We start from the raw sequence: 25,927 nt of genomic DNA, 5'->3' as shown, positions 1-25,927 counted from the left end.
GCGCCGCGGCCCGCTACTTGGCCAGGCCGATCGAGCGCAGCAGCTTGGTCATGTTGCTGCGGTCGTGCTCGACGAATTGGGTGGTCTGTGCCGGCGACAGGGACAAGGGGACGGCGTCCAGGCTTTCCATGAATGCCGCATAGCCGGGCTTGGCGTTCAGGGCCAGCAGGGCCGCGTTGAGCCGGTCGACGATCGCCGCGGGCGTACCCTTGGGAGCCGCTAGGCTGTACCAGGTGGGTACGTCGGCGCCGTGGATGCCGGACTCTTCCAGCGTGGGGACGTCCGGCAGCAGCTTGGAACGATGTTCGGAGGCATAGGCCAGCGCCTTGATCCTGCCGTCCTTGATGTGCGGCAGGCAGGCGGACAGGTTCAGGAATGCCATCTGCACCTGGCCGCCGATCAGATCCGTCAGGGCCAGCGCGGCGCCGTTGTACGGAATGTGCACGATGTCGACGCCGGCCTTCTGCTTGAAGAGCTCGCCGCCCAGGTGCGTGGCGCCGCCGGTTCCTGCCGAGCCGAAATTCAGCTTGCCCGGATGCTGCTTGGCGTAGGCGATGAGTTCGGCGACGTTGTTCACCTTGAATTGCGGATTGATCACCAGCATGCTCGACTGGCTGGCCACGATGCCTATGAACGAGAAGTCAGCGACGCCGTCGTAGGTGACGTGGTGCAGCAGCGGCGTGACCACGTGGCCGGCCGAGGTGCTGATCAGCAGCGTGTAGCCGTCTGGCTTGGCGCGCGCCACATAGCCGGTGCCCAGCGCCGCGGCGGCGCCGGGTTTGTTCTCGACGATGACCGGCTGGGCCAGAACCTCGCCGAGATCCTTGGCGAGCCTGCGCGCCAGGACGTCGGCCGGGCCGCCTGCCGCATAGGGGTTGATCAGTGTGATGGGGCGCTGGGGGTAGGTGGCCGCCGGCGCCGCGCGGGCTATGGATACCGTTCCCGCAGCCAATGAAAGCAGCAGCGCGCATGCTGCGCGCCTATCGATTCCGGACATGGTTGTCTCCGTACTAGGGTCAGTGTGGTGGTGACGAGGTAAATGGGTATGTTTGCCGGGCCCGGGATCCGGTTTGCTGGATTGATGATCGGGGGCTTTCCCTGTACTATAGCAAAAAGGTCATAAGTATGGCATTAAAGTTTATTGATCCGGAAATATAAGCGATCCGCCGGCTGGAGCGGGTGTTGTGGAGCATGAACGTGGGTATCAGCTACGAGACGATCAAGACGGTTACCGCACAGATGTACGAACGTGCGCTCAAGGGTATTCCGAGGGATGCCCGCAACGCCCTGGCGCGTGCCGCCGATGGCGAAGGCGACAGCACGGCGCGCCATACCCTGCACATGATGATACGCAGCGCCGATACGGCGCGGGAGACCGGCAGGTTCGTCTGTTCGGACGCCGGGGTGCCGGTATATTTCGTGCGCATCGGCGCGCAGGCCAGGTTCGAGGGCAGTGTGCGCAAGGCCATCAGCGACGGCTTTGACGAGCTGGTGGCGACCATCAATCCGCCGCTGCTGCCCCACGTTACCAATCCGCTGACCCTGGAACGGGGCTACAAGGGCCGGCACATGCCGCTGGTGACCTTCGATGTGGTCGATGACGTGGACTATGTCGACATCACCTGTTCTCCCAAGGCCTTGGGCTCGGGCCGCTGGGCGGCGCTGGAGATCTTCAGCTTCCCGGATCTGGAAACCATAGAGCGCTTCGTGCTGGATACGGTGATCCGCGCGGGCTCCCAGCCGTGCCCGCCCGTGGTCATCGGCGTGGGCATAGGCGGATCGTTCGACTACGCGGCGAAAATGGCCAAAGAGGCCACCCTGCGCCCGATCGGCCAATCCAGCGACGAGCCCATACTTGCCGCCATGGAAACCCGCCTGGCCGCGGCCATCAACAAGACGGGATTCGGCCCGATGGGAACGGGCGGCGACAGCACCACCATGGCCGTCCACATCGAATACGCGGCGGGCCATGGCTTCACGCCGGTGGCGGTGTGCTTCAATTGCTGGATCAATCGCCGCACCCGTGTGCGCCTGCACAATTCGGGCGAGGTCGAGGTGCTGGAGTGAAACCGTCATGAGCGAAGACATACGCACGCATAGAATGCGCTTTCCCCTGTCGGCCGAAGACGCCCGCCAATTGAGGGCCGGCGACCAGGTGCTGATGGACGGCGAGATCGTGGTTACGGCCGGGCTGCCCACCCACGCGCGCCTGCTGGCCTGCCTGGACGGCAAAGAGGCGCTGCCCATGGATCTGCGCGGCGCCTCGCTGTTCCACTTGGGCAGTTTCAGCCGCGAGGCCGATGGGCGTTTCGAGGTGCTGTACCTGAATCCCACCACCAGCACCCGTTTCAACCCCTACATGCCGCGCCTGGTGCGTGGGCTGGAGCTGCACGCGGTCGGCGGCAAGGGCGGGCTGGACGAGTCGAGCCTTGCGGCCATGCGCGAAACCGGCTGCGTCTATCTGTCGTTCCTGGGCGGCGGCTGCGCCTTGTTGTCGCAAGCCGTCGAAGAGGTGCTCGAAGTGGGCTGGAGCGACATGCTCACGCACTACCGGCTGGTGCGCCTGCGGGTGCGCGGCCTGGGCCCGGTTACCGTGGGCATGGACGCCCACGGCGCCAGCCTGTATTCCCGGGCGCAGAGCCAGGCGAGCGCACGGCTGGATTCCATCATGCAGGATCTGCGGGCGGCGCGCCTGGCGGCCGACGCTGCCGCGCCGGCCGGGGCCGCCTCGGCACCGGGCCCCGCGGGCACGGGTGGCGGGCGCCGCAACGGTTCGTCGTAGCTGGTGCCTGCACAGGCGAGTAATGATATGATTAAAAGGTCATAAATACGTATTTTTAGTTTATAGGATGGGTCGAAGCATGAAATTGCATTGGTCGCCGCGCTCGCCTTTCGTGCGCAAAGTCATGATCGTGTTGCATGAAACGGGCCAGGCCGAGGCCGTGAACCTGGTACGCACCCCCGTCGCCATGTCCGAGCCCAATCTCGACCTGGTGCCGGACAACCCCCTCATCAAGCTGCCTACGCTGGTGCTGGACGACGGCTATGCGCTGTACGACTCGCGCGTGATCTGCGAGTATCTGGCGCAGCGCGTGTCCAGCCCGATCTTCCCCGCGGATCTGGATCGGCGCATCCGGGCGCTGCGGCAGCAGGCCCTGGGCGACGGATTCCTGGATGCGCTGTTGCTGTTCAGGCAAGAGCGCAACAAGCCGCGTGAAAAGCAGACCCAGGCCTGGCTCGACGCCTTCGCCCTGAAGACCGACGCGGTGCTGGCCAATCTGGACAAGTCCTTTGCCGCGCAGACGCCCCGGGAATTCGACATCGGGGCGATCAGCATAGGCTGCGCCCTGTCGTACCTGGACTATCGCTTCCCCGACCTGGACTGGCGCGCGCGGGCGCCCGCGGCGGCCGGCTGGCATGGACAGGCGTTCATGCCGCGGCCTTCGGTCGTCAAGACCGAACCGACACAAGAGCCCTGAGAATCAACTGGAACACACATGAGCCGTATACCTTTGCCGACCCTCGAATCCATGAATCCGCAGCAGCGCGCGGTCTACGACAATATTGTCAGCGGGCCGCGCGGCAGGCTGGTCGGGCCGCTGCGCGCCGTGCTGCACAATCCGGATCTCGCCGAGCGTTGGCAGCGCCTCGGAGAAATACTGCGCTTCGACACCGTGCTGCCGCCCAAGCTCAACGAGCTGGCGATATTGGTGACGGCGCGCCGCTGGAACAGCCAGATCGAGTGGTACATCCACAGCGAGGCGGCGCTCAAGGCGGGCCTGGCGGCCGAGATCATCGAGTCGTTGAAACAGTCGCAGCGGCCGTCGTTCGCGGATGAGTCCGAGGCCCTGGTGTACGAATACGCGCGCCAGCTGCACACCAATGGAACGGTCGAAACGGCCTTGTATGAAAAAGCGGTGCAGGCCTGGGGGCCGCAGGGGGTCGTCGAGCTGACGGCCGTGATCGGCTACTACACCATGGTGTCCATGACGCTGAACGTGCACGAGATCCCCATGCCCGACGACGCGCGGCCGCCCCTGGACGTGCCGAGGGCGCAAGGCGAGCCCGTGCTGACGGCGCTGCCGGCCGCGCGCTTTCCGGAGCCCGCGGCATGAACGCGCCAGCCATCATTCCCGAGCAGCTCGAGACGCCGCGCATGCCGAGCGTGCCGCGCGCCCACTTGCCGGCATTCAGCTGCGATACCCATTGCCATGTCTTCGGCCCCTACCAGCGCTACCCCTTGCGCCATCCGTCCAGCTATGCGGCGCCCGACGCGCCGGCCGAGCGCTACCTGGAAATGCTCGACACCGTGGGCATGGGCCGCGGCGTGCTGGTGCAGCCCGCGCCGTACGGCACGGATCCCTCGGCCCTGCTGGCGGCGGTGGCACGCCGGCCCGATGCCCTGCGCGGCATTGCCGTGGCTGAGGCGGGAACCGAGCCGGCGGCGCTGCAGGCCCTGTATGCCGGCGGCATCCGCGGGTTGCGTTTCGTCGAGGCCAGGGACAAGGCCGGCCGCCTGCTGCAGGGCAGTGTGGGTTTCGACAGCATCGCCCCGCTTGCTCCCGTCATGGCGCAGGCCGGCCTGCACGCGCAGGTGTGGGGCCCGCGCGAGACCCATCTGACGCATCTGGAGCGCCTGGCCGATCTCGGGATTCCGGTGGTGGTGGATCACATGGCCTGCCTGTTGCCGCAATTGGGGCTGGACGACGCACTGATGCAATTGCTGCTGCGGCTGCTGCGCGCCGGCCGCATCTGGCTGAAGCTGTCGGTGTGCCGGGTGTCCCGCGATGCGCCGGACTATGCCGAGCTGCGGCCCTTGCACGATGCGCTGCTCGCGGCCAATCCCGACAGAATGCTGTGGGGCTCGGACTGGCCCTACGTCCGCATGGGGGCCGATGCGCCGGACGTGGCCGCCTTGATCGATCTGGCCTGGCGCTGGTTCGGCGACGACCCGACGCGGCACAAGGTCTGGGTGGACAACCCGGCCGCGCTGTATGGATTCAAAGCATAGAAGGGAATGAAAATGGCGTTTGATCAAAGTGATCTCGAGCTGCTGCGGGACAGCGTACGGGATTTCCTCGGCAGGGACGACCAGGGCCGGCGCATACGCGCGCAGGTCGTGGCCGGCGGCGGCCTGGATCGCGGCTTCTGGCAAGGCGTGGCGCAGGCCGGCTGGCTGGCGGCATGTGTGCCGCCGGAATGCGATGGCCTGGGCCTGGGCCTGCGCGTAGCGGCCGCCATGTCCGAGGAAATGGGGCGCTCGTTCGTGGCCGAGCCTTTCATTTCCGTGGCGGTGCAGGCGGCGACCCTGCTGGGCAGCCTGCCCGAAAGCGAGTTGCGCGGCCAGCTGCTGCGCGGCCTGGCCGATGGCTCCGTCGTGCCCGGCATCGCCTGGCAGGCGCGGCTGGGCCAGCTCGAGCCCGAGCTGGCCGCCGCGGGCGCCGCGCCCGGCACGCCGCTGACCATAGACCGCAGTTACGTTGCGGTGGCGCCTTTAGCCGGCGCCGACGGCTGGCTGGCGCTGGCCGGTACGCAAGGCCACCCCGTGCTTGCATGGGTGCCGGCGCGGGCGCCGGAAGTGGCCGTCGAAGTCCAGCGCCGCATCGACGGGGCCGATGCGGGAACGCTGCGCATCAGCGGATACCCGGTTCCGGCCGAAAACGTGCTGGCACAGGGGGCCGATGTGCCCGGCCTGCTGGCCGCGGCGCTGGATCGGGCGCGCGTCGCGCAGGCCGCCCAGCTGCTGGGCGTTGCGCGCCGGGTCTTCGACATGACGCTGGACTATCTGAAAGTGCGGGTGCAGTTCGGCAAGCCCATAGGCAGTTTCCAGAGCCTGCAGCATCGCATGGTCGATGGCTATATGCAGATCCAGTTGCTCGACTACGCATTGCAGCAGGCGCTGGATGCGATCGAGGCGGACGAGCGCCAGCTGGCGCCTCAGGCGAGCCGCCTGAAGGTGCGCGCCGAAGCGGCGGCCGGCCTGGTCACGCGCCTGGCGGTGCAGATGCACGGCGGCATGGGCTATTCGGACGAATCCGACGTCGGCCTGGGGCTGAAAAGAGCGCTATGCCTGTGCGCCGAGCTGGGCAATGCGCGTGGGCACCGGCAGCGCTATTTTTCGAGTCTGCGCGGCACTGCCGCGGCAACCGAGACGGCGGCCGGCGATGCCGATGCCTGGACGGAATTCCCGCAGGATGCCGACTGGGAAGCCATGCCCGAGGCGCAGTTCCGCGGCATGCTGCGCGCCTTCTTCCGCAAGCACTACCCCGAGCACCTGCGCCACAAGACCGCGCGCCTGCACTGGCACGAGATCAAGGGCTGGTACCAGACGCTGTCGCGGCAGAAGTGGATCGCGCCCGCCTGGCCGAAGGAGCACGGCGGCATGGCCTTGTCTCCGACCAAGATGATCGCCTATATCGAAGAGCAGGAGCGCTACGGGGTCGGGCGCCCGCCCGACCAGGGGCTGGTCATGTTGGGGCCGATACTGCTGCGCTTCGGCACGCCCGAGCAGCAGGCCAGGTACCTGCCGCGCATCTTGTCGGGCGAGCATGTCTGGGCGCAGGGGTATTCCGAGCCGGGCGCGGGTTCCGACCTGGCGTCGCTGCGCTGCGAGGCGGTGGCCGACGGCGAGCATTTCGTCGTCAACGGCCAGAAGACGTGGTCGACGCTGGCGCAGGACGCCACGCACATGTTCATGCTGGTGCGCACCGACAAGACCGTCAAGAAACAGGCCGGCATCAGCTTCCTGCTGGTCGACCTGGCCTCGCCCGGCGTCCAGGTGCGGCCGATCCGCACCATCGCCGGCGACGAGGAGTACTGCGAGGTGTTCTTCGAAAACGTGCGGGTGCCGCGCGAGAATCTGGTCGGCGAACTGAACCAGGGCTGGACCATCTCCAAGGCGCTGCTGGGCCTGGAGCGCCTGTTCAGCGGCAGCCCCAAGCATTCCCGCAATACCCTGGGCATGGTCGACAAGATCGCCGAATGCCAGGGCCTGTTCGAGGACGCGGCCTTCGCCGCCGACTACGCGCAGCTGCATATCGACCTGGCGGATCTGTCCGCGGCCTATGCGGCGTTCGCCGACATGGTGCGGCGCGGCCAGCCTCTGCCGCCCGATGTGTCCCTGCTGAAGATCTGGGCTACCGAGACGCACGAACGCATATCCCTGCTGCTGCTCGACGCCGCGCGCGAACAGGCCGGCACGATCGGCAACGCATACTTTGCCGCTGCGGGGGCGCAGGCCGAGCCGGTGGCCGTCGAAAACGTGCAGATGCCCTTGTTCAACGCCGCGGCGGCGAAGATCTTCAGCGGCACCAACGAAATCCAGCGCAACATCCTGGCCAAGGCCGTGCTTGGCCTGCCAGTCTGATTTTTATCCGGAGTCATGCAGCATGCAGTGCCTTTCGCATATACGAGTACTAGACCTGAGCCGGGTGTTCTCGGGCCCATGGGCCGGCCAGATGCTGGCCGACCTGGGCGCCGACGTGATCAAGGTGGAACGTCCGGGGCGCGGCGACGATGTGCGCCAGCAGGGCTATCGGGCCCGCGACGCGGCGGGCAACGAGACGGCCGAGACCTCTTCTTTTCTGGCCATGAACCGGGGCAAGCGCTCGATTACCGTTAATGTGTCCGCCCCGGAAGGCCAGGAACTGATACGCAGCCTGGCGCGCAATTGCGATGTGCTGATCGAGAACTTCAAGAGCGGCGACCTGGCCCGCTACGGGCTGGACTACGAGTCGCTGAAACAGGTCAATCCCCGCCTGGTCTATTGCTCCATCACCGGCTTCGGCCAAAGCGGCCCGTACAGCCACCGCCCCGGCTACGACCCGATCTTCCAGTCGATGAGCGGCCTGATGAGCCTGACCGGCAATGCGCCGGACGAGCCGGGCGGCGGGCCGCAGAAAGTGGGTTATGCCGTGTCCGACCTGACCGCCGGCTTCTATGCCGTGATCGGCATCCTGGCGGCCTTGAACCACAGGGATCATGAATCCGGCGAGGGCCAATACATAGACATTGCCTTGTTGGACGCGCAGTTCGCGGCTATCTCGCACATTGCCATGAACTATCTGGTTTCGGGGCAGGTGCCGCAGCGCATGGGAACCGCTTCGCCCATCACCTGCCCGTACCAGGGCTTCGAGTGCAGCGACGGCTACCTGATGATAGCCGTGGGCAACGACAGCCAGTTCCGGCAACTGGTGCAGTTGCTGGGCATGCCGGAACTGGCCGATGACCCGCGCTTCACCTTGAACCGCCTGCGGGCGCGCAATCAGAAAGAGCTGGTGCCGATGCTGGCCGCGGCCATCAAGACGCAGCCGGTGCGCTACTGGCAGGAACGGCTCGACGCCATGAACGTGCCTTGCGGGCCGATCAACGACATGAGCCAGGTTTTCGACGATCCGCAATTGCAGCACAGGCAGATGCTGGTGCACATGCAGCATCCGACCGTGGGTACCATCCCGCAGATCGCCAACCCCTTGAAGCTCTCGGAGACGCCGGTCGGCTACCATCGCCCGCCGCCGGTATTGGGCGAGCATACCGACGAGATACTGGCCGAGATGCTGGGCATGGACGGCGCCGCCATCGAGGGCCTGCGCTCCCGGAAGATCATTTGAGAAGGCGGCCGGCGGCGCAGCCCGGGCCGGGCGCCCCTGCCGTCCCCGTCCCGGCTGGCCGATAGGCCGAACGCCGCCCCAGCGGTTATCAACAGCAGTTATCAACAGCAGTCGTCAACAGTAGTTCATTACAGTGGAACGCAGCCCGCCGATGGGCGCGCCGCAAAAGAGAGGAGATAGACCATGCAATGCAATGCCCAACCCGATCTGAAACCTGGCAGGCGCCGCGTGCGGCGCGGCTTGTGCGGCCTGGCCGCATGCCTGGGCCTGGCCGCCTTGTTGCCGGGCGCCGCCATGGCGGCGGGGAAATACCCGGCCGAGCCCATCAAGCTCGTCGTACCCTATCCGGCCGGCGGCGCCACCGATCTCATGGCGCGCAGCCTGGCGCAGAAGCTGGCCGAGAAAATCGGCCAGAGCGTGGTGGTCGAGAACCGTTCCGGCGCCGCGGGTTCGATCGGCGCCGATTTCGTGGCGCGCGCCAAGCCGGACGGCTACACGCTGCTGTACTCCACCATGGGCGTGCTCACCATCAACCCCAGCCTGTACAAGCACTTGAATTACGATCCGGTCAAGAGTTTCGAGCCCATCGCGCTGACGCACGTCACGGCCAATATGCTGGTCGTCAACCCGGCGGTGCCGGCGCATTCGGTGGCCGAATTGGCGCAGCTGGCAAAGAAAGAACCGGGCAAGCTGACTTTCAGCTCTTCGGGCATAGGCAGCAGCAGCCACTTGTCGGGAGAGTTGTTCAAGTCCATTGCGCATGTCGACATCCTGCACGTGCCGTACAAAGGCACCGCGCCCGCGATCAGCGATTTCCTGGCGGGGCGCATCACCATGATGTTTGACACGGTCTCCAACTTCGTCACCTACGTGAAAAACGGCAAGGCCCGCGCGCTGGGCGTGACCGCCGCCAAGCGGCTGCCCACGCTGCCCGACATCCCCGCCATTGCGGAAACACCCGGGTTCGAGAATTTCGACGTGACGCTATGGTCGGGCGTGCTGGCTCCGGCGGGCACGCCCAAGCCGATCATCGATTATCTGAACAAGGAAATCGTGGCCGTCATGAAGGTGCCTGCAATGAAAACCTATCTGGAACAGTACGGGATAGAGCCCTTGCACAGCACGCCCGAAGCCTTCACCGAGGCCATCAAGAAGGACGGCAAGAAGTGGGGCGACCTGATACGCCAGGCGCACATTACGGCGCAGTAGGGATTACGCCGCCATAGCCGCCGGGCACGAAAAGCCGCCGCGCCTTAGCTGCGCGATACCTGCTTCGGCGCGGCGGCTTTTTGTACCTGGCGGTTTTTCCCCGGCGGTGCCGCGCCGGGCTTCAGTCGTAGATCAGCAGCAGCATCTCGGCCAGCAGGGCCGGGCGTTCCTGTCCTTCGATTTCGTAGCGGTCTTCGAAGGTGAACAGGGTGCCGCCCTTGGCTGGCTCGGCGCGCAGCAGCGTCTGGTGCAGGCGCACCCGCGAGCCCACCGGCACCGGAGCCGTGTAGCGCACCCGGTTCAGGCCATAGTTCAGCCCCACGCCGCGCCGCTGTATATGAAAAATATCGCGGGCCAGCAAAGGGATGAGCGACAGGACGAAGAAGCCATGGGCAATCGTCTTGCCGCCCGGCATCTCGCGGCTGGCGCGCTCCTGGTCGACGTGCACCCAGAAATCGTCGCCGGTCAGTGTGGCGTACTGGTCGATGTGTTCCTGCGTGATGGTGAACCAGCGGCTCGTCCCCAGGGCGCTCCCGGCGTGGCGGGCGAGGTCTTGGGGGGTTTCGACTTCCAGCATGTCGGGGCCTCGCGTCAGCTGCCGATGTGCACGCCGGTGGTCTTGACGATGGTCTCCCACAAGGCCCGGTCGCGGGCGACGAATTGCTTGACCTGGGCGGGAGACATGGGGGTGGGGGGCAGATAGCCTTGCGCCCGCAGCGCCGCCTTGGTGTCTTCCTGTTCCAGAACCTTGTTCGCGGCCGAGTTGAGAATTTCCAGGATTTTCTCCGGCGTGCCCGGGGGCGCGATGAGCAGGTTCCAGATCTCGATGCTGAAATCGTGATAGCCCGATTCGATCAGGGTCGGGATGTCGGGCAGTTGCGGGTAGCGGGCCTGGCTGGTGACCGCCAGGTACTTCAGCTTGCCGCCCTTGGCCTGGGCTACCGCGGCCGGCCCGGTCAGGATGCCGATTTCGAGCTGCCCGCCGAGCAGGTCGGTGGTCAGCGGGGCGTCGCCCTTGTACGGTACGTGGGTGACGTCGATGCCGGTCAGTTTCTTGAAGTATTCGAATACCAGATGGCCCGGCGTGCCGGCTCCCGAGGTGCCGTACGACAGCTTGCCCGGCTTGGACTTGGCCAGTGCGACCAGGTCGGCCAGGGTCTTCACCGGCAGGGATCCCTTGACGGCGAATACCAGGGGCAGCGAACCCATATTGGCGATGGGAACGATGTCCTTGACGGGGTTGTAGGGCACCGGCAGGCCGATGAGCTTGGCGATGATGGTGGCCCCCACGGGGCCTTCGCCCAGCGTATAGCCGTCGTGCGAGGCCCGGATGACGCTGGCCACGCCGATGGTGCCGGCCGCGCCCGAGCGATTCTCGACGACGAACGACTGCTTCAGGGTTTGGGTCAGGCCTTTGGCGACGATGCGGGCCGCGGTGTCGGAGGAGCCGCCCGCGGGAAAGGGCACGACCAGCCTGACGGGCCGGCTCGGATAGTCGTCGGCATACGCGCCGCTGGGCAGTGCCAGCACGGCTGCGGCGCCGCAGGTATATTGCAGCAGGCGCCGCCGGTTGCGATCGACGGGGGCGAGGGCTTTTGTTGTTTGGGTCACGGAGGTCATGGCAGGCCTTTGCGGTTGGTAAGTGTTGCGGTGAGGTTCGGAAATCGTGGCGGCAACCCGCCGCGCGCCGCGGCGGGTTGCGGGTTACGTTTATGCTAGGTCAGCCCGCTTTTTATGTCAATAGGTCGTGTTATTGACCTATATGGGCTATACTGGCGGCTCATGAAAGAATGGGCGAGCCGTGCCGTGCATCGGGCGGTTTTTGGGGCCGGCCGGTACTATGGATCGCTACGCGGAGAAATGAATGAGTGAAAGAAAAGGGCCTTTGTCGCATCTGCGCATTCTCGACCTGGGCCGCATCATGGCTGCGCCCTGGTGCACGCAACTGCTTGCCGACATGGGAGCCGAGGTGATCAAGGTCGAACGCCCCGGCGCGGGCGACGATACGCGCGCCTGGGGGCCGCCTTTCCTGAAGGGCTCCGACGGCGCCAACACCACGGAAGCCGGCTATTACCTTTCCGTCAACCGCGGCAAGCAGTCGATCACCGTCGCGCTGGACAAACCCGAGGGCCAGCAGATCGTGCGCGAGCTCGCCGCCGATTGCGACATCGTGCTGGAGAATTTCAAGGTGGGCGCGCTGGCCCGCTATGGGCTGGACTATGAAAGCCTGAAGAAGATCAATCCGCGCCTGATCTATTGCTCGGTGACCGGCTTCGGGCAGACCGGCCCGCGCAAGGATCAGGCCGCCTACGATTTCCTGATCCAGGCCATGGGCGGGCTCATGAGCATCACCGGCGAGCGCGACGACAAGCCGGGCGGCGGGCCCCAGAAGGTGGGCGTGCCCATCGTCGACCTGATGACGGGCATGTACACCACGGTGGCACTGCTTGCCGCCGTGGCTCGCCGCGACCACAGCGGCGAAGGCGAATATATCGACATCGGCATGCTGGACGTGCAGGCGGCCATGCTGTCGAACCAGGCCATGAATTACCTGGTCTCGGGCAACACGCCCAAGCGGCGCGGCAATGCGCACCCGAACATACAGCCGCAGGATGTCTATGCCTGCGCCGACGGCGACGTGATCCTGGCGGTGGGCAACGACGGCCAGTTCGGCAAGCTGTGCAAGGTGCTGGGCCGCCCCGAGCTGGCCACCGACGAGCGCTACGCCCTGAACGTCAATCGGGCGCGCAACGTCGAGGCGCTGACCGCCGAGCTGCGCGGCGAGTTCCGGGCCCGCCGGCGCGACGAGCTGGTGGCCGAACTGGACAAGGCGGGCGTGCCCTGCGGCCCCATCAACAATATCGCCGAGGTGTTCAAAGAGCCGCAGCTATTGCATCGCGGCATGCTGATGAACCTGCCCCATCCGCTCGGAGGCGAGGTTCCGCAGGTGGGATGCCCGATCAAGTTCCGCAACAACCCGATAGTCTATGGGGCGCCGCCACCCTTGCTGGGGCAGCAATCCGAAGCCGTATTGGAAGGCCTGGGCTACACCCGGGAACGCATCGACGCCCTCAGGGCGGGCGGTGTCATCTGACGACAAAGGACTGAGCAATGAGTGAAATTCTGCTGGATAAAAGCGACCGGATCGCCGTCGTCACCCTCGACGCGCCGCCCGTCAATGCCCTGACGCTGGCGCGCTATCAGGCCATTACCGATATGTTCGAAGCCATAAGCGGCATGGACGATGTCAATGTCGTGGTCTTTACCGCCAAGGGCAGCCGGGCATTCTGCGCGGGCCTGGAGCTCAAGGAATTCCTGGCCGCGACTCCCGAAGAAGATCCCGCGCGCGCGCGCGTCGTGCGGGCTACCTTCAAGGCCATACGCCACTGCGCGGTGCCGGTGATCGCCGCGGTCAATGGCCCGGCGCTGGGCGCGGGCAGTGTGCTGGCCGCGGTCAGCGACATACGCGTCGCATCCGAGAAGGCCACTTTTTCCATGCCCGAGATCAATGTCGGCCGTTGCGGCGGCGGCGCCCACAACGCCCGCATCATGCCGCAGGGCATGCTGCGGCTCATGGCTTTCACCGGCGAGCAGATCAGCGCCTGGGAAGCCTATCGCGTCGGTTATGTCGAGCGGGTCGTGGCGCCGCGCCTGCTGATGCCCACCGCCATGGACATTGCCCAGGTCATCGCCGCGAAGAGCCGCATCGGGCTGACGCACATGAAAGAAGCGCTCAATCGCGTGGAAGACATGCCGGTGGAAGAGGGCTACGAGCTGGAACAGCAATACAGCACGCGGCTCATGAACACCGAAGACGCGCGCGAGGCGACGCGGGCCGTGGTGGAAAAGCGCGCTCCGGTGTTCAAGGGCCGCTGACGCGGCGGCGCCGGCCCCTGGATATAATCCGAAGACATACAAGGCTGTAGGGGGCGGCACCGGCGCCGTGGGCTGCAGGGTCGATGAATTTCCCGGATCGAAATGCAAAATATGTCGAACAAGCAGAACCAATCCAGTATTGCCATTGACTTCAGCCGTAGCGCCGCTGCCCGCTACGTACAGCTGGCCAGCCTCTTCCGGCGCCGGGTCGAGTCGGGCGCCTGGCCGGTCGGCAGCCAGATCCCCACCGTCGACGAGCTTGCGCAAGAATGCAGCGTGGCCCGGGCGACCGTGCGCCAGGCGCTGAATCTGCTCGAGGCCGAGCAGCTGATTGCGCGCTATCGCGCCAAGGGCACGTTTGTCACGGCCAAGCCGCAGGAACAGTTCTGGTGCGAAGTGGCGACCAACTGGGAAGGGCAGCTGATCGCGCCGGAAGGCATCTCCATCGAGATCCTGGCGGCCAGGGATCGGCGCGTGCCTTCGACGCTGGATCCGAGCCTGGGCAAGCCGGCCCCGGGCTACCGCTACTGGCGCCGCCGGCATTGGCGCGACGGCAAGCCCTATTACCTGGGCGAGGTCTATATCGACGAAAATGTCTGCAAGCGCATTCCCGCCAAGGCATTCGAGACCAAGACCTCGATGCGCATCCTGCGCGACCTGCCGGGCCTGGAAATCGCCGAGGCGCACCAGACCCTGACCCTGGGCTCGGCCGATCCCGAAATCGCCGAGCTCTTGCAACTGCCCCTGAACGCGCCGGTCGCCCACGTATATCGCAGCGCGGTGGACGAGAACGGCACCATCGTGTTCGTCGGCAATGGCATCTACCGCGGCGACGTGGTGCGCCTGGACATACGCCTGAAGTAGTCCGCCTGCCCCAGGCCGCTCGATTCGGGGGCGGTCAACTCGCGCCCGTATCAGCCGCGTTCGCCGCGTCGGCCTCGCGCAGGCCTTGCGCCAGCAAGGCAGCGGGTACGCTCAGTGCGCCGAAGTCGCGCGCGCACAGGTGCAGCGTCCTGTGCGCCCAGGACTCGTCCAGCGGCAGGAAGGCCACGTCCGCATGGCTCGACATCCGTGTCATGGCCGCGCTGGAAACGACGGCGATGCCTACGCCCGCGTGCACCAAGCGGGCCACATCCTGCATTTCCTTCAGCCGTATCCGGTAATGCAGCCGGCGCCCCAGGCGCGCGGCGCGCAGATCGAGATGGGCCTGCAGCGCCGCGTCGGCCGCACCCACGAATGCCTCGCCGGCGATAGCGTCGAATTTCACGCTGGCCAGGCCGGCAAGGCGGTGCCCCGGCGCCGTTGCGATGAGCAGGTGATCGTGGGCGAGAACCCGGGTCTGCAGCGCCGAGAAGTCCGCGATGTCGGCGATCGCGCCCAGTTCGGCCTTGCCCTGCGCCAGATCCAGCACGATATCGGCGCTGGTCTTTTCTTCCAGGTCGATGGAAAGGTCGGGATGCCGAATCAGGAACCGGCAGAGGCGCGGTGGCAGGGTTTGCGCCATGGCGGCGGTATTTGCAAGCAGCCGGACACTGCCCTTGAGACCGCGCGCATAGCCGCGCAATTCACCGCGCATTTGTTCCATTTGCCCGAGGATCAGGCGGGCATGGCGTGCCAGTGCTTCGCCCGCCGCAGTCGGCTCCACCCCCCGGCGGTGGCGTCGCAGCAGTGCGGCACCCAGTGCGGATTCCATGCCGGCGACCCTCTCGCTGGCCGAGGCCGGCGCCAAGTTCGCCGCCGCGGCCCCGCGAGTCAGGCTGCCATGTTCCAGCACCGCCAAGAACAGGCGCAGGTCGGTCAGATCGAATCGCATTTCGGCCCATGGCATCGGTTTTTCCGAATTCTAGCACCGGAAATTCCAGATTGTGGATTGTGCCCGCCTTCCTTACGATGTCTGCATGAATGACTTCCTGATTCTTGTTGGTGCGGGCCTGCTCGCCGGGGCGATGAACGCGCTGGCGGGCGGTGGCTCCTTCGTCAGCCTGCCTGCTTTGATCGCCGCGGGTGTGCCATCGGTACAGGCGAATGCTTCAAGCACCGTGGCTTTGTTCCCGGGCGGCGCGGCCAGCGCCTGGGCCTACCGCGCCGGCCTGGGGCCTGTCGGGCCCCTGCCGCTGCGGGCACTCATGCTGGCGACGCTGGCCGGCGGCGCCGCCGGCGCGGCCCTGTTGCTGTGGACGCCCACTCGTGTGTTCGACGCGGTGCTGCCTTGGCTGCTGCTGGTGGCCACACTGACCCTGGCGCTGGGCCGCAGGGCCGGCGAGGCCTTGCGGCGCCGCTGGCGCATCCACCCGGCAGCGGCCCTGCTGGTGCAGTTCGGGCTCGGGATCTATGGCGGGTATTTCGGCGGCGCGGTCGGCATCATGATGATGGCGATATGGGGGCTGCTGGACGACCGCGACCTGAAAAGCCTGAATGCGCCGCGCACGCTGCTGGTCAGCGCCGCCAACGCCGTGGCCGTATTGGCCTTCGTTGCCGCGGGTGTGGTGCGCTGGCCGCAGACGCTGGTAATGTTGCTGGCGGGCCTGGCCGGAGGCTACGGCGGCGCGCTGGCCGGGCGCCGCGCCTCGGCCCGGGCCGTGCGCACGGCTACCCTGCTGTTGTCCTGCGGCATCACCCTGGCGTTCTTCTGGCGGGCCTACGGCTAGCGCATTTTGGGTGAACAGGCCCTGGGCGCTTACGTGCTTTACAAGCGCCGTATCAGCTGGCTCTGAAAAAACCTTGTCAATATTTGCGCCAGATCCGCTCTAGTGCCGCGCCGCTCTTTGCGGCGCGCCTGAGAGAGCCTTGGGGTCGACAGGCCTTAGTGCGCTGCCATGGGCGCCGGCTCTTCGCCGCGCGCCCGATATTTTTGGGCCAGCACCGCGCATACCATCAGCTGAACCTGATGGAAGATCATCAGCGGCAGCAGCATCGGGCCCACCGCGCTGGCCGAGAACAGCACCTGCGCCATGGGCACGCCGGTCGCCAGGCTTTTCTTGGAGCCGCAGAACACGATGGTGATTTCGTCTTCTTTGTTGAAGCCCAGCACGCGCGACAAGGAGGTGGTAATGGCGAGCACGATGGCGAGCAGCACGGCGCAGGCCACGATCAGCGTCAGCAGATCCAGCACCGGAACCTGCTGCCACAGGCCGCCTATCACCGAGGCGCTGAAGGCGGTATAGACCACCAGCAGTATCGAGCTTTGATCCACGGTCTTGAGCCACTTGCGGTTGCGATCCATCCACGTGCCTATCCAGGGGCGCATCAGGTGGCCCACGATGAACGGCAGCAGCAGCTCTTCGCTGATGTGGACAATGGCGTGCATGATCGACACCGAGCCCGAGCCGGTGGGCATGGCCAGGCTGACCAGCAGCGGGGTCACCACGATGCCGATGATGCTGGAGGCCGAGGCGCTGCACACGGCCGCCGGCACGTTGCCGCGCGCGATCGAGGTGAAGGCGATCGCCGACTGCACGGTGCCGGGCAGCGCGCACAGGTAGATCATGCCGGCATACAGCGAGGCGCCCAGCACGGGCTGCAGCACCGGCCGCAGCGCCCAGCCCAGCACGGGGAACAGGATGAAAGTGAAGGTGAATACCAGCAGGTGCAGGCGCCAGTGCGTGGCGCCGGCGATAATGGCCTGGCGCGACAGCTTGGCGCCGTGCATGAAGAACAGCAGGGTGATCGCAAATGTGGTGAGCCAGCTGAAGAACGTGGCGCCCATGCCGTGGGCCGGCAGCACGGTGGCGGCGATGACCACGGCGACCAGCATGAGTGTGAAATTGTCCAACAGAACGCGCAGGCGGTGCATGAAAAGGATCCGGATCGGGAGTTGCAAGGAATCTGCCGATACATTAACGTGTTCTTGAAATTCCGGCTAACTACAATCGGATATGAAATATCGCTCAACGGACACCGGCCCGCCCCGGCAAGGGGAATCCGAGTCGCCAGGAGCCCTGCCGCGCCCGGTGTACGGCCATATGGAAAGCCTGGCCAATCGCGTCATCGCGCATCGCCACCGCCACCTGTGGATCCAGCTTTCCTACGCGACGCAGGGCGTCATCGAGGTACAGACCCCCACCGGGCTGTTCTACGCCACGCCCCGGCAGGCGGTCTGGATCGCGGCCGGCACGCCGCACAAGACGCGCTGCGCGCCCGGCACCGAGATCCGCAGCCTGTACATTGAGCCTGCGGGCGTGGCCCAAGAGGCGGTGCGCGGCGCCTGTTGCGTGCTGGAAGTGGGGCCCTTGCTGCGCGAATTGATCCGCGCCTTCGGCCTGCTGCCGGCCGAGTACCGCGAGGACGGTGCCGGCGGGCGCCTGGCCGCGGTGCTGCTGGATCAGCTGGCGGCGGCGCCGCAGGCCGCGCTGGTGCTGCCGCTGCCCGCAGATGCCGGGCTGCGCCGGATCTGCCTGGCCATGCAGGCGCATCCGGGGCGCCCGGCCGATCTTGCGCACTGGGCCGGCGAGCTGGGGGTGTCGGGCAAGACCCTGAGCCGCATGTTCATGCGCCAGACCGGGCTGAGCTTCCGTCTTTGGCGCCAGCGGCTGCGGCTGCTGGCGGCGCTGCCCGCACTGGAGCGCGGCCAGCGCGTCACCGACGTATCGCTGGATTGCGGCTACGAAAGTGTGTCGGCCTTCATTGCGGCCTTTCGCGGCCAGTTCGGCCGCACCCCGGGCGATTACTTCGGTGCCGCGGCGTAAGCGCGGGCATCCGGCACCCGCGGGACGCGTGGTGCCGGGCGTATCGATGCGGCTCGCGGGCCGCGAAGTGCGCCGCGAACCCGGCCTGGCGGCCGCGCCGCAGCGGCTTTACGAGGCGTAGCGCTTTTCCAGCTCGTCGTACAGGGCCTTGCTGACCAGGCGCTGGCGCTCGCGGAACGGGGCGACCAGTTCAGGGTCTTCGTCCAGCTTGCCGTCGCGCTTGAGTATGCCGAGCGCGCGCTGCATGCCGGTTACCGCGCTTTGCAGCGCGGCGTTGGCATACAGCACCAGGCCGTAGCCCAGCCCGCCCAGTTCTTCGGCCGGTAGCGCCGGGGTCTTGCCGCCCACGACGATGTTGATGAGCTGCGGCTGCTTCAGCAGCTTGGGCACCTGGCGCACTTCTTCCAGGCTTTCGGTGGCTTCGACGAACAGGATGTCGGCGCCTGCCTCGGCGAATTGCCGGGCGCGGTCGATGGCGGCCTCGAAGCCCAATACGGCGCGCGAGTCGGTGCGCGCGATGATGAGGAAGTTCTCGTCGACGCGGGCATCGGCGGCGGCGCGGATCTTGCCCAGCATTTCGGGCAGCGGCGCTACTTCCTTGCCCGAGAAGTGGCCGCAGCGCTTGGGAAAGGTCTGGTCTTCGATCTGGATGGCGTCGGCGCCGGCGCGCTCCAGCGCCTTGACGGTGTGGTAGACGTTGACCGCGTTGCCGAAGCCGGTATCGCCGTCGACGATCAGCGGGATGTCCACTGCATCGCGGATGCGCGCCGTATGCTCGGCCACGTCGCGCAGGCCGATGAAGGCCAGGTCGGGTATGCCGTAGTACATATTGGTCAGGCCGGCGCCGGTCAGGTAGACCGCTTCGAAGCCTTGGTCGGCCACGACCTTGGCGCTCAGGGCGTTGAACGCGCCGGGCACTATCAGGCCGTTGCGCTGGTTGACCCTGTCGCGCAGGGTTTGCTTGCTGGTCTTGCTCATGGGTGGGGAAGCCTCCGGTCGAGCCCCGTGCCGGGCTCTGGGTTCATGCAGATACTAAGCAAAGTAGTGTAGTGATCCAGCCGGCACACAGCAAGTCGCCTGCCGGGCCGCCTGCCGGAGCGGAAGTCCTGTTTCGGGGGGAAGCCGCCGCGGCAGGAGCGTGTTCCGTGGCGGCAGGCGAGACGCGCATCGACCGGAAGCGCAATGCCCGCGCCCGGTACCGGCGGCTGTCGTAAACCTTTGCGATGCCGCCGGCTGCGCGCTTCCCGCGGGCTAGGATTGGCGGTCGGGGTCGGGCTTCGATGCCCCGATCCGGGCGCTGATGACGGGGTGGTATTTGGCGCCGTCGCCCGCTTTGATGGCTTCTTCGAACCAGCCGTCCACCGTGCGCGCGCCGCGCGCATCGACGCCGGTCTCGCCGGCCAGGCGCAGCGCGTAGCCCAGGTCTTTCCTTGCGTACTCGACCGAGAACGCCCGTTCCGGGAAGACGCCGGGCAGCACCGCTTTCATGCCGTGGTTGCGCAGCGCGAAGCTGTCCGCGGAACCCTTGGCGAGGGTATCGAACAATAGCGCGGGATCGACGCCGGCGCGCTCGGCGATGGCCTTTGCCTCGGCGATGGCGACCACCGTTTCGAACAGGATCATGTTGTTCAGGATCTTTACCACCTGCCCGCAGCCCACGGGCCCGCAAAGGGTGATTTCGTTCGCGAAGGTGGCGATCAGCGGACGCACGCGCTCGAAGTCGCTTGCGTCGGCGCCCACCATGACGGACAGCGTGCCGGCCTCCGCCGCGGCTCGGGTGCGGGCGACGGGCGCGTCTACGAACGCGATGCTCTGGCGCGCAAAGTCGGCCGCCAGCGCGCGGGTGACGTCCACCGACGAGGTGCTCAGGTCGACAATGACCAGGCCTTGCCGCCCCGCGGCCAGCAGGCCGCCGGGGCCGCGGCAGATCTGCTCGACCACGGCGCCCGAAGGCAGCGACAGGAACACGACATCTGCATCCGTCGCGGCTGCGGCGATGTCCGCGGCGGACTGTACCCCGTACTGGCCGAGGCGTTCGAGGGGGTGGGGGTCTAGGTCGAATGCCGTGACGGGCAGCCCCGATTTACGGGCCAGATTGCGGCAGATGGGCTCGCCCATCACGCCTAGTCCTACGAAGCCGATACGTTGAAAAGAGGTCATTGCCAAGATTCCGGAGAAAAAGTTCGAATGGAAAATGCCGGGAAAGTGCGTCGGGCGACGGCGCAGGCGCGCCATGTGCGCCATGCGCGCCCAAAGAGCCGCTACATGCCGAAGTAGATGCCCTGGGACTGTTGATACAGGCGTAGCCCCTGGACGCCCTTTTCGCGGCCGATGCCGCTGTGCTTGAAGCCCCCGAACGGCGTAGAGATGGAAAGCTGCTTGTAGGTGTTGATCCAGACGCTGCCCGCCTCCAGGCGTTTGGCGACGCGCCAGGCGCGGCGGTAGTCGGCAGTCCATACGCCCGAGGCCAGGCCGTAGACGCTGTCGTTGGCCTGCTCGATGAGATCGTCTTCGTCATCGAATGCCAGGGCGCACAATACCGGCCCGAAGATCTCTTCCCGCACGGCTTGGGCCTCGCTTCCCAGGCCGCCGAGGATGGTGGGAAGATAGAAGGCTCCGGCCCGCAAGCGCTCGTCGCCGGGGCGGCTGCCGCCGAGCAGCACCTCGGCGCCGTCGCTGCGCGCTGATTCGACCAGGCGTTCGATCTTGCCGCGATGCGCGAACGAGGCGATCGGCCCCATCTGCGCGCCTTGGGCGTCGGGAAGATCGACCTTCAGGCGCTGGGCGCGGGCCACCAGCTTTTCCAGGAAGCGCTGGGCGACGCGGCGTTGCACATAGAGCCGCGAGCCGGCTACGCACGATTGGCCGCTGCCTTCGAAGATGCCGCCGATGACGCCTTCGATGGCCGCGTCCAGGTCGGCGTCGGCGAACACGATATGCGGCGACTTGCCGCCCAGTTCGAGCGCCACGGGCATCAGTTTTTCCGCGGCGGCGTGCGCGATGGCGCGGCCGGTGGCCGTGCCGCCGGTGAAGGACACCATGCGCACGCGGGGATGTTCCACCAGGCGCTTGCCGACAGAGGCGCCCGGGCCCGTGACCACGTTCAGGACGCCGGGCGGCAGGCCCGCTTCCAGCGCGATGCGGCCGAGTTCGAGGGCCGGTGAAGACGTGACCTCGGACGGCTTGAGGACGACGGCGTTGCCGGCCGCCAGGGCCGGCGCCACTTTCTGCGCCTCCATGGTCATCGGCGAGTTCCAGGGTGTGATGGCGGCGATGACGCCGTACGGCGCATAGTGTGTCATCGACAGGTAGTTGCCGCGTGCCGGCGTTACCTCGGCGGCCAGGGTTTCGCACACCCCCGCGTAATAACGGAACGTGGCCGCCGCGCTGGCGGCCTGTGCCTTGCACTCGGCCCAGACCTTGCCGTTTTCCGTCATTTGCAGTGTGGCCAGGGTTTGGGCGTGGCGGTCTATGCCGTCGGCGATGCCGCGCAGCAGGCCGGCCCGGTGATGGGGCAGCATGTCGCGCCAGGCCGGTTGGGCGGCGGCGCGCGCGGCGGCTTCCACGGCATTGTCCACCAGCGCGTCGTCGGCCGCGGCGATCAGGTAGTTGCGCTGGCCGGTGCTTGGATTGATGGATTCCAGGGCCGGGAGCCGGCCGGCGACCCATTCGCCGCCTATCAGCATGGGCTTGGTGTTGTCGGGATCGAGAGTTGTTTGCATGCTCATCCAAAAAAGTGAGGTGCGGCGCGGAGGTAGGCAAAATCGAACGGCTGCCCATCCCTGAGAGCATGAGCAGCCTCGCGCCTGTCTTAAATGTTCTGTTGGAAAGAACTGTTGTTCTGATATTTAAAAATTCTGCACCGCCCAAAATTGCTTGTCAAGCCTCGCCCGGCGTCTTGGCTTGCGTCTGTGCTGTGTTGTGTTGTCTTGTGCTACGCCTGCGCCAAGGCCAGGCCAGGCCACGCCACGCCAGGCTTGGCCAGGTCATGCCAGGCCGTGCTGTGTCGCCGCGCGCGCCATGCATGGCAAGCTTCGTATTTGTTCCTGCATCTGTTCCCGTGCTGGGCGCTGTCCGGCACGCTGATTTTGCCGTGCGGGGTGGCTGGGCATGGGCGATGGCATTGCATCGCCTTCGGCAGCGTTGTAGAATCCAAATAAAAAGAACAATCGGTCTGTCAGACAGAACAATTTAAAGCAAACCCTCAGTAGACTTGGAGGCAAGGGAATGGCATACCAGCAGGCCAGTGTTGCACCTCATATGGCGGAATTTGCCGTGGATCTGGACTGGTCGAACCTGCCCGGCACGGTGCGCCGCGAAGCCGGCCGCGCATGGTTGAATTGGGTGGCGTGCGCCGTGGGCGGAGCCCGCACCGCCACCATGGATGCCGCCGTACGCGGCATCGTTGCCATGGAGTCCCGCGGCGAGGTGCCGCTGCTCGCGCGGCGTGAGTGCGTCGGCGTATCGCATGCTGCGCTGCTGGGATGCCTGAGTTCTTCCGCGCACACTTACGACGACACCCACCTGGCCACTATCACGCACCCCACCGGGCCGGTCGCTGCGGCGCTGCTTGCGGTGGCGGCCAAGCTGGCCCGCTCGGGCAGCCCGGTGCCCGGCCGCGACCTCATGGCCGCGCTGGTCGTGGGGCTGGAGCTGGAGTGCCGCGTCAGTTGCGCCATCAAATCCGGCGGCGCCAGCCTGGGTTGGTACATGACGGGCCTGTCGGGCGGGATCGGAGCCGCCGCCGCGGTGGGGCGGCTGCTGGGCCTGACGGCCGAGCGCATGGTGTATGCGATTGGCCTGGCCGCCGCGCAGGCTTGCGGGTTCCGCGCCACGCACGGCAGCATGGCGATTACCTATGTGCCCGGGCTGGCCGCGCGCAACGGGGTGGAAGCCGCCTACATGGCTTCGGCGGATTTCGCCTGCGGCTCTCACGCCGTCGACGGGCAAAATGGCTTGCTGCAGGTGCTGACCGGCGCCACCGACGCGGCGCTGATCCGGCAAGATCTGGGCACTTGCTACGAATTTCTGAACAACACCTACAAGCCCTATCCCTGCGGGATAGTGATCCATCCGGCCATCGACGCCTGCCTGCATCTCGCCCGTGAGCAGGGTGTGCGCCACGAGGATGTGTTGCGCATGGATCTGCGAGTGCATCCGGATGCGCTGAACCTGACCTGGCGCAAGCTGCCGGACAACGAGTTCGACGCCCAGGTCAGCCTGTTCCACTGGGCCGCCGCGGCGCTGGTTCATGGCGCGGCAGGCATCGCCCAGGGGCAGATCGCCTGCGTGACGGAGCCGGCGGTGCGCGCGCTGCAGGAGCGCACGCAGGCGGCCGCCGATGCCGGCCTGGCGGACAACCAGGCGGCGGTCACTGTGCATCTGCGCGACGGAAGGGTGTTGGAGCAAGTTACCCAATCCGCGCTGGGCAGCCTCGACCACCCCATGAGCGACGCGCAACTGGCGGAAAAATTCCGCGGCCTGGCCGCCCCGGTTCTGGGCGACCCGGCCGCAGCCCGGCTGCTGGAATTCTGCCTGGCCATCGAGGCGGCAGGCGATGCGGCCGATATCTTGAAGCCGGGCACTGCGGCCTGATCAGACCCGGCCCGAACATGCCAACAGGAAGGAGATGACCCCATGTATGCAAGTATTCTACGGCGCGCCCGGCGCGCGGCCCTCGCCCTGGGCGCCGGCGTTGCGGGGCTGCTGCCCTTAAGCGCCGCCTCTGCCGCCGGCTTCCCCGATCGGCCCATCACGCTGGTGGTGGCGTTTTCGCCCGGCGGTTCCAACGACATCACGGCACGCGCCATTTCCCAGCCCTTGGCCAAGATGCTGGGTGTCCCGGTGGTGGTCGAGAATCGCCCGGGCGCTGCCGGCATGATAGGCGCCGGCCATGTCGCGCGTGCTGAGCCCGATGGCTATACGCTGTTTGTTTCCAGCGCCAGCCCGCTGGTCATCCTGCCGCATACGCAGAAGCATGTCCCTTATGACGCGCGCAAGGATTTCGCCGACATTAGCCTGATCGGCATTACGCCCGAAGTGCTGGCCGTGCATCCCGGCGTGCCCGCGCACGACTTGAAAGAGCTGGTGGCGCTCGCCAAGACCCGCAGCGTGACCCTGGCCTCTTCGGGCACGGGCGGCCTGCCTCACCTGGCCATAGAGCTGCTGAAGAAGGCGGCGCCCGAGGCCCGTTTCGTGCATGTCCCCTACAAGGGGGCGGCGCCGGCCGTGTCCGATACACTGGCCGGGCATGTCGACGGGGTGGTGGTCGATCTGCCGGCGGTCTATCCGCACGTGGTCGCGGACAAGCTGCGCGGCATTGCCCTGGCCGGCGAGACCCGATCCGCCTTCATGCCCAAGCTTCCGACATCCGTCGAGCAGGGGTATCCGGGCTTTGTCGCGGCCAACTGGATTGCGCTGCTGGCGCCCGCGAAAACCCCGCAGCCCGTCGTCGACAAGCTGCATGGCGCGCTGCTGGAAGTGATGAAGCAGCCCCAGGTCGGCAAGATACTGGCCAAGGCGGGCGTAGAGGTGTCCATCAGCCCCACGACCGCGGACTTTCGGAAGTTCCTGGACGCGGAATATGGCAAGTGGGGCCAGGTCGTGAAGGATGCAGGCATCGAACCCACTAATTGACGGCGATCGGCCTGCTCGCCAAACCGGAGAACCACCATGTCTGCGGCCTTGCCTGAGTTCGAACTGTACGCCATACGCTATGCGCGGATGCCGCGCCAGCGGCGCGACAACTTCCTGGGCGGAGACCCGCACGACGGCGACATGCCCATGGATTTCTTCGTCTGGCTGGCGCGCTCGGCCGAGCGCGTCGTGCTGGTGGATACCGGCTTCAACGCCGCAATGGCCGCACGCCGCCGGCGCGAGATGCTGTGCTGCCCGGTGCAGTCCCTGGCTGCGCTGGGCGTGGCGCCCGGCGATGTGGACGATGTGATACTGACGCATCTGCATTACGATCACGCGGGCAATCTCGATCTGCTGCCGCGCGCCCGCTTCCACGTCCAGGATGCCGAGCTCGACTACGCCACCGGGCGCTGCATGTGCCACGAGACCCTGCGCCACGCCTACGCGGTAGAGGACGTGGTGGCGCTGGTGCGGCATGTCTACGCGGATCGCGTCGTGTTCCATGACGGCGACCAGGAGCTGCTGCCCGGCATGCACCTGATGAAGATCGGCGGCCACACCAAAGGCCTGCAGGCCGTGCGCGTGCATACGCGGCGCGGCTGGGTGGTGCTGGCCTCGGATGCCAGCCATTATTACGACAATATGGGCGGCGGGCGGCCATTTCCCATCGTCTACAACGTGGCGGACATGCTGTCGGGCTATGCCAGGCTGTACGCGGCCGCCGACTCGCCGGAACACATCGTGCCGGGGCATGATCCGCTGGTGCTGCAGCGTTATCCGGCATACCGGGGCCCTGCGTGTGCGGGCGGCAGCCCTTCGGCGGAGCCGTCTGCGGCCAGCACCGGCATCGCGATCCTGCACGAAGCGCCGCTGGCCGACGGGCAATAGCCGCGCCGCCGATGGCGCGCGGCC

At 66.6% G+C, this 25,927-nt stretch carries 24 protein-coding genes; 16 read left to right on the top strand and 8 right to left on the bottom strand.

Features of this window, described 5'->3' with window-relative positions:
• Positions 1 to 13 precede the first annotated feature (13 nt).
• On the bottom strand, positions 14 to 997 hold the full coding sequence (locus CEY11_RS23890) for a Bug family tripartite tricarboxylate transporter substrate binding protein (RefSeq protein ID WP_088605940.1): 984 nt from the start codon (positions 995 to 997) through the stop codon (positions 14 to 16).
• 194 nt (positions 998 to 1,191) lie between these two features.
• Here CEY11_RS23890 and CEY11_RS23885 point away from each other — a divergent pair, with 194 nt between their 5' ends.
• The 8 genes from CEY11_RS23885 (at position 1,192) to CEY11_RS23850 (ending at position 9,818) form a co-directional block, all read left to right on the top strand.
• Positions 1,192 to 2,067, top strand: coding sequence for a fumarate hydratase (locus CEY11_RS23885; protein WP_408608161.1), 876 nt, complete (start codon positions 1,192 to 1,194; stop codon positions 2,065 to 2,067).
• A 7-nt stretch (positions 2,068 to 2,074) separates the two neighbouring features.
• A complete protein-coding gene (locus CEY11_RS23880) occupies positions 2,075 to 2,782 on the top strand; it encodes a fumarate hydratase C-terminal domain-containing protein (RefSeq protein WP_088605939.1) in 708 nt (235 codons plus the stop codon).
• Between the two features lie 79 nt (positions 2,783 to 2,861).
• Positions 2,862 to 3,479, top strand: coding sequence for a glutathione S-transferase family protein (locus tag CEY11_RS23875; protein ID WP_088605938.1), 618 nt, complete (start codon positions 2,862 to 2,864; stop codon positions 3,477 to 3,479).
• Between the two features lie 18 nt (positions 3,480 to 3,497).
• Positions 3,498 to 4,115 (top strand): carboxymuconolactone decarboxylase family protein, encoded by a 618-nt coding sequence (locus tag CEY11_RS23870; protein WP_088605937.1) that lies wholly within the window; start codon positions 3,498 to 3,500, stop codon positions 4,113 to 4,115.
• The gene (locus CEY11_RS23865; protein ID WP_088605936.1) at positions 4,112 to 5,011 is read left to right on the top strand and encodes an amidohydrolase family protein; all 900 of its coding nucleotides are present in this window, start codon (positions 4,112 to 4,114) and stop codon (positions 5,009 to 5,011) included. The genes CEY11_RS23870 and CEY11_RS23865 overlap by 4 nt, the downstream gene beginning before the upstream one ends.
• Before the next feature lie 12 nt (positions 5,012 to 5,023).
• A complete protein-coding gene (locus CEY11_RS23860) occupies positions 5,024 to 7,366 on the top strand; it encodes an acyl-CoA dehydrogenase (RefSeq protein WP_088605974.1) in 2,343 nt (780 codons plus the stop codon).
• 22 nt (positions 7,367 to 7,388) lie between these two features.
• Positions 7,389 to 8,609, top strand: coding sequence for a CaiB/BaiF CoA transferase family protein (locus CEY11_RS23855; RefSeq protein ID WP_088605935.1), 1,221 nt, complete (start codon positions 7,389 to 7,391; stop codon positions 8,607 to 8,609).
• A gap of 183 nt (positions 8,610 to 8,792) precedes the next feature.
• Positions 8,793 to 9,818 carry a Bug family tripartite tricarboxylate transporter substrate binding protein gene (locus CEY11_RS23850; RefSeq protein ID WP_233155053.1) on the top strand — a complete coding sequence of 342 codons (1,026 nt, stop codon included), beginning with the start codon at positions 8,793 to 8,795 and terminating at the stop codon, positions 9,816 to 9,818.
• A 121-nt stretch (positions 9,819 to 9,939) separates the two neighbouring features.
• On the opposite strand, the gene CEY11_RS23845 is transcribed toward CEY11_RS23850, so the two are convergent.
• Both CEY11_RS23845 and CEY11_RS23840 read right to left on the bottom strand, forming a co-directional pair.
• Complete coding sequence (locus CEY11_RS23845) at positions 9,940 to 10,395, bottom strand: MaoC family dehydratase (protein WP_088605934.1); 456 nt, start codon at positions 10,393 to 10,395, stop codon at positions 9,940 to 9,942.
• A 14-nt stretch (positions 10,396 to 10,409) separates the two neighbouring features.
• A complete protein-coding gene (locus tag CEY11_RS23840; protein WP_088605933.1) occupies positions 10,410 to 11,438 on the bottom strand; it encodes a Bug family tripartite tricarboxylate transporter substrate binding protein in 1,029 nt (342 codons plus the stop codon).
• A gap of 244 nt (positions 11,439 to 11,682) precedes the next feature.
• Here CEY11_RS23840 and CEY11_RS23835 point away from each other — a divergent pair, with 244 nt between their 5' ends.
• From CEY11_RS23835 to CEY11_RS23825, 3 genes are all read left to right on the top strand, one after another.
• The gene (locus tag CEY11_RS23835; RefSeq protein WP_088605932.1) at positions 11,683 to 12,912 is read left to right on the top strand and encodes a CaiB/BaiF CoA transferase family protein; all 1,230 of its coding nucleotides are present in this window, start codon (positions 11,683 to 11,685) and stop codon (positions 12,910 to 12,912) included.
• Positions 12,913 to 12,929: 17 nt separating this feature from the next.
• Entirely contained in the window at positions 12,930 to 13,694 is a 765-nt protein-coding gene (locus tag CEY11_RS23830) for an enoyl-CoA hydratase-related protein (RefSeq protein WP_088605931.1), read from the top strand.
• A gap of 102 nt (positions 13,695 to 13,796) precedes the next feature.
• The gene (locus CEY11_RS23825; RefSeq protein ID WP_088605930.1) at positions 13,797 to 14,558 is read left to right on the top strand and encodes a GntR family transcriptional regulator; all 762 of its coding nucleotides are present in this window, start codon (positions 13,797 to 13,799) and stop codon (positions 14,556 to 14,558) included.
• 34 nt (positions 14,559 to 14,592) lie between these two features.
• On the opposite strand, the gene CEY11_RS23820 is transcribed toward CEY11_RS23825, so the two are convergent.
• Entirely contained in the window at positions 14,593 to 15,507 is a 915-nt protein-coding gene (locus CEY11_RS23820; protein ID WP_088605972.1) for a LysR substrate-binding domain-containing protein, read from the bottom strand.
• An 85-nt stretch (positions 15,508 to 15,592) separates the two neighbouring features.
• On the opposite strand from CEY11_RS23820, the gene CEY11_RS23815 reads away from it, so the two are divergent.
• Positions 15,593 to 16,342: a sulfite exporter TauE/SafE family protein gene (locus CEY11_RS23815; protein ID WP_088605929.1), complete on the top strand. Its 750-nt coding sequence runs from the start codon at positions 15,593 to 15,595 to the stop codon at positions 16,340 to 16,342.
• Between the two features lie 155 nt (positions 16,343 to 16,497).
• On the opposite strand, the gene CEY11_RS23810 is transcribed toward CEY11_RS23815, so the two are convergent.
• Positions 16,498 to 17,487, bottom strand: coding sequence for a bile acid:sodium symporter family protein (locus CEY11_RS23810; protein WP_088605928.1), 990 nt, complete (start codon positions 17,485 to 17,487; stop codon positions 16,498 to 16,500).
• An 82-nt stretch (positions 17,488 to 17,569) separates the two neighbouring features.
• On the opposite strand from CEY11_RS23810, the gene CEY11_RS23805 reads away from it, so the two are divergent.
• Complete coding sequence (locus CEY11_RS23805; protein ID WP_088605927.1) at positions 17,570 to 18,379, top strand: AraC family transcriptional regulator; 810 nt, start codon at positions 17,570 to 17,572, stop codon at positions 18,377 to 18,379.
• 108 nt (positions 18,380 to 18,487) lie between these two features.
• Here the strand turns inward: CEY11_RS23805 and CEY11_RS23800 are convergent, their stop codons facing one another.
• The 3 genes from CEY11_RS23800 to CEY11_RS23790 form a co-directional block, all read right to left on the bottom strand.
• Positions 18,488 to 19,357: an isocitrate lyase/PEP mutase family protein gene (locus CEY11_RS23800; protein WP_088605926.1), complete on the bottom strand. Its 870-nt coding sequence runs from the start codon at positions 19,355 to 19,357 to the stop codon at positions 18,488 to 18,490.
• Between the two features lie 273 nt (positions 19,358 to 19,630).
• Positions 19,631 to 20,539, bottom strand: coding sequence for an NAD(P)-dependent oxidoreductase (locus CEY11_RS23795; RefSeq protein ID WP_198958979.1), 909 nt, complete (start codon positions 20,537 to 20,539; stop codon positions 19,631 to 19,633).
• Positions 20,540 to 20,640: 101 nt separating this feature from the next.
• Positions 20,641 to 22,101: an aldehyde dehydrogenase gene (locus tag CEY11_RS23790; RefSeq protein WP_088605925.1), complete on the bottom strand. Its 1,461-nt coding sequence runs from the start codon at positions 22,099 to 22,101 to the stop codon at positions 20,641 to 20,643.
• 505 nt (positions 22,102 to 22,606) lie between these two features.
• Here CEY11_RS23790 and CEY11_RS23785 point away from each other — a divergent pair.
• From CEY11_RS23785 to CEY11_RS23775, 3 genes are read left to right on the top strand one after another with little or no spacing between them, the layout of a single operon-like run.
• Complete coding sequence (locus tag CEY11_RS23785; protein WP_088605924.1) at positions 22,607 to 23,974, top strand: MmgE/PrpD family protein; 1,368 nt, start codon at positions 22,607 to 22,609, stop codon at positions 23,972 to 23,974.
• Positions 23,975 to 24,016: 42 nt separating this feature from the next.
• The gene (locus CEY11_RS23780; protein ID WP_088605923.1) at positions 24,017 to 25,015 is read left to right on the top strand and encodes a Bug family tripartite tricarboxylate transporter substrate binding protein; all 999 of its coding nucleotides are present in this window, start codon (positions 24,017 to 24,019) and stop codon (positions 25,013 to 25,015) included.
• A gap of 36 nt (positions 25,016 to 25,051) precedes the next feature.
• On the top strand, positions 25,052 to 25,903 hold the full coding sequence (locus CEY11_RS23775) for an N-acyl homoserine lactonase family protein (protein ID WP_088605922.1): 852 nt from the start codon (positions 25,052 to 25,054) through the stop codon (positions 25,901 to 25,903).
• Positions 25,904 to 25,927: the final 24 nt, after the last annotated feature.

The organism is Candidimonas nitroreducens, from assembly GCF_002209565.1.
GTDB classification, from domain to species: Bacteria; Pseudomonadota; Gammaproteobacteria; order Burkholderiales; family Burkholderiaceae_B; genus Candidimonas; species Candidimonas nitroreducens.
The sequence above is the reverse complement of the archived record's forward strand: the minus strand, read 5'-3'. Positions and strand labels throughout refer to the sequence as shown.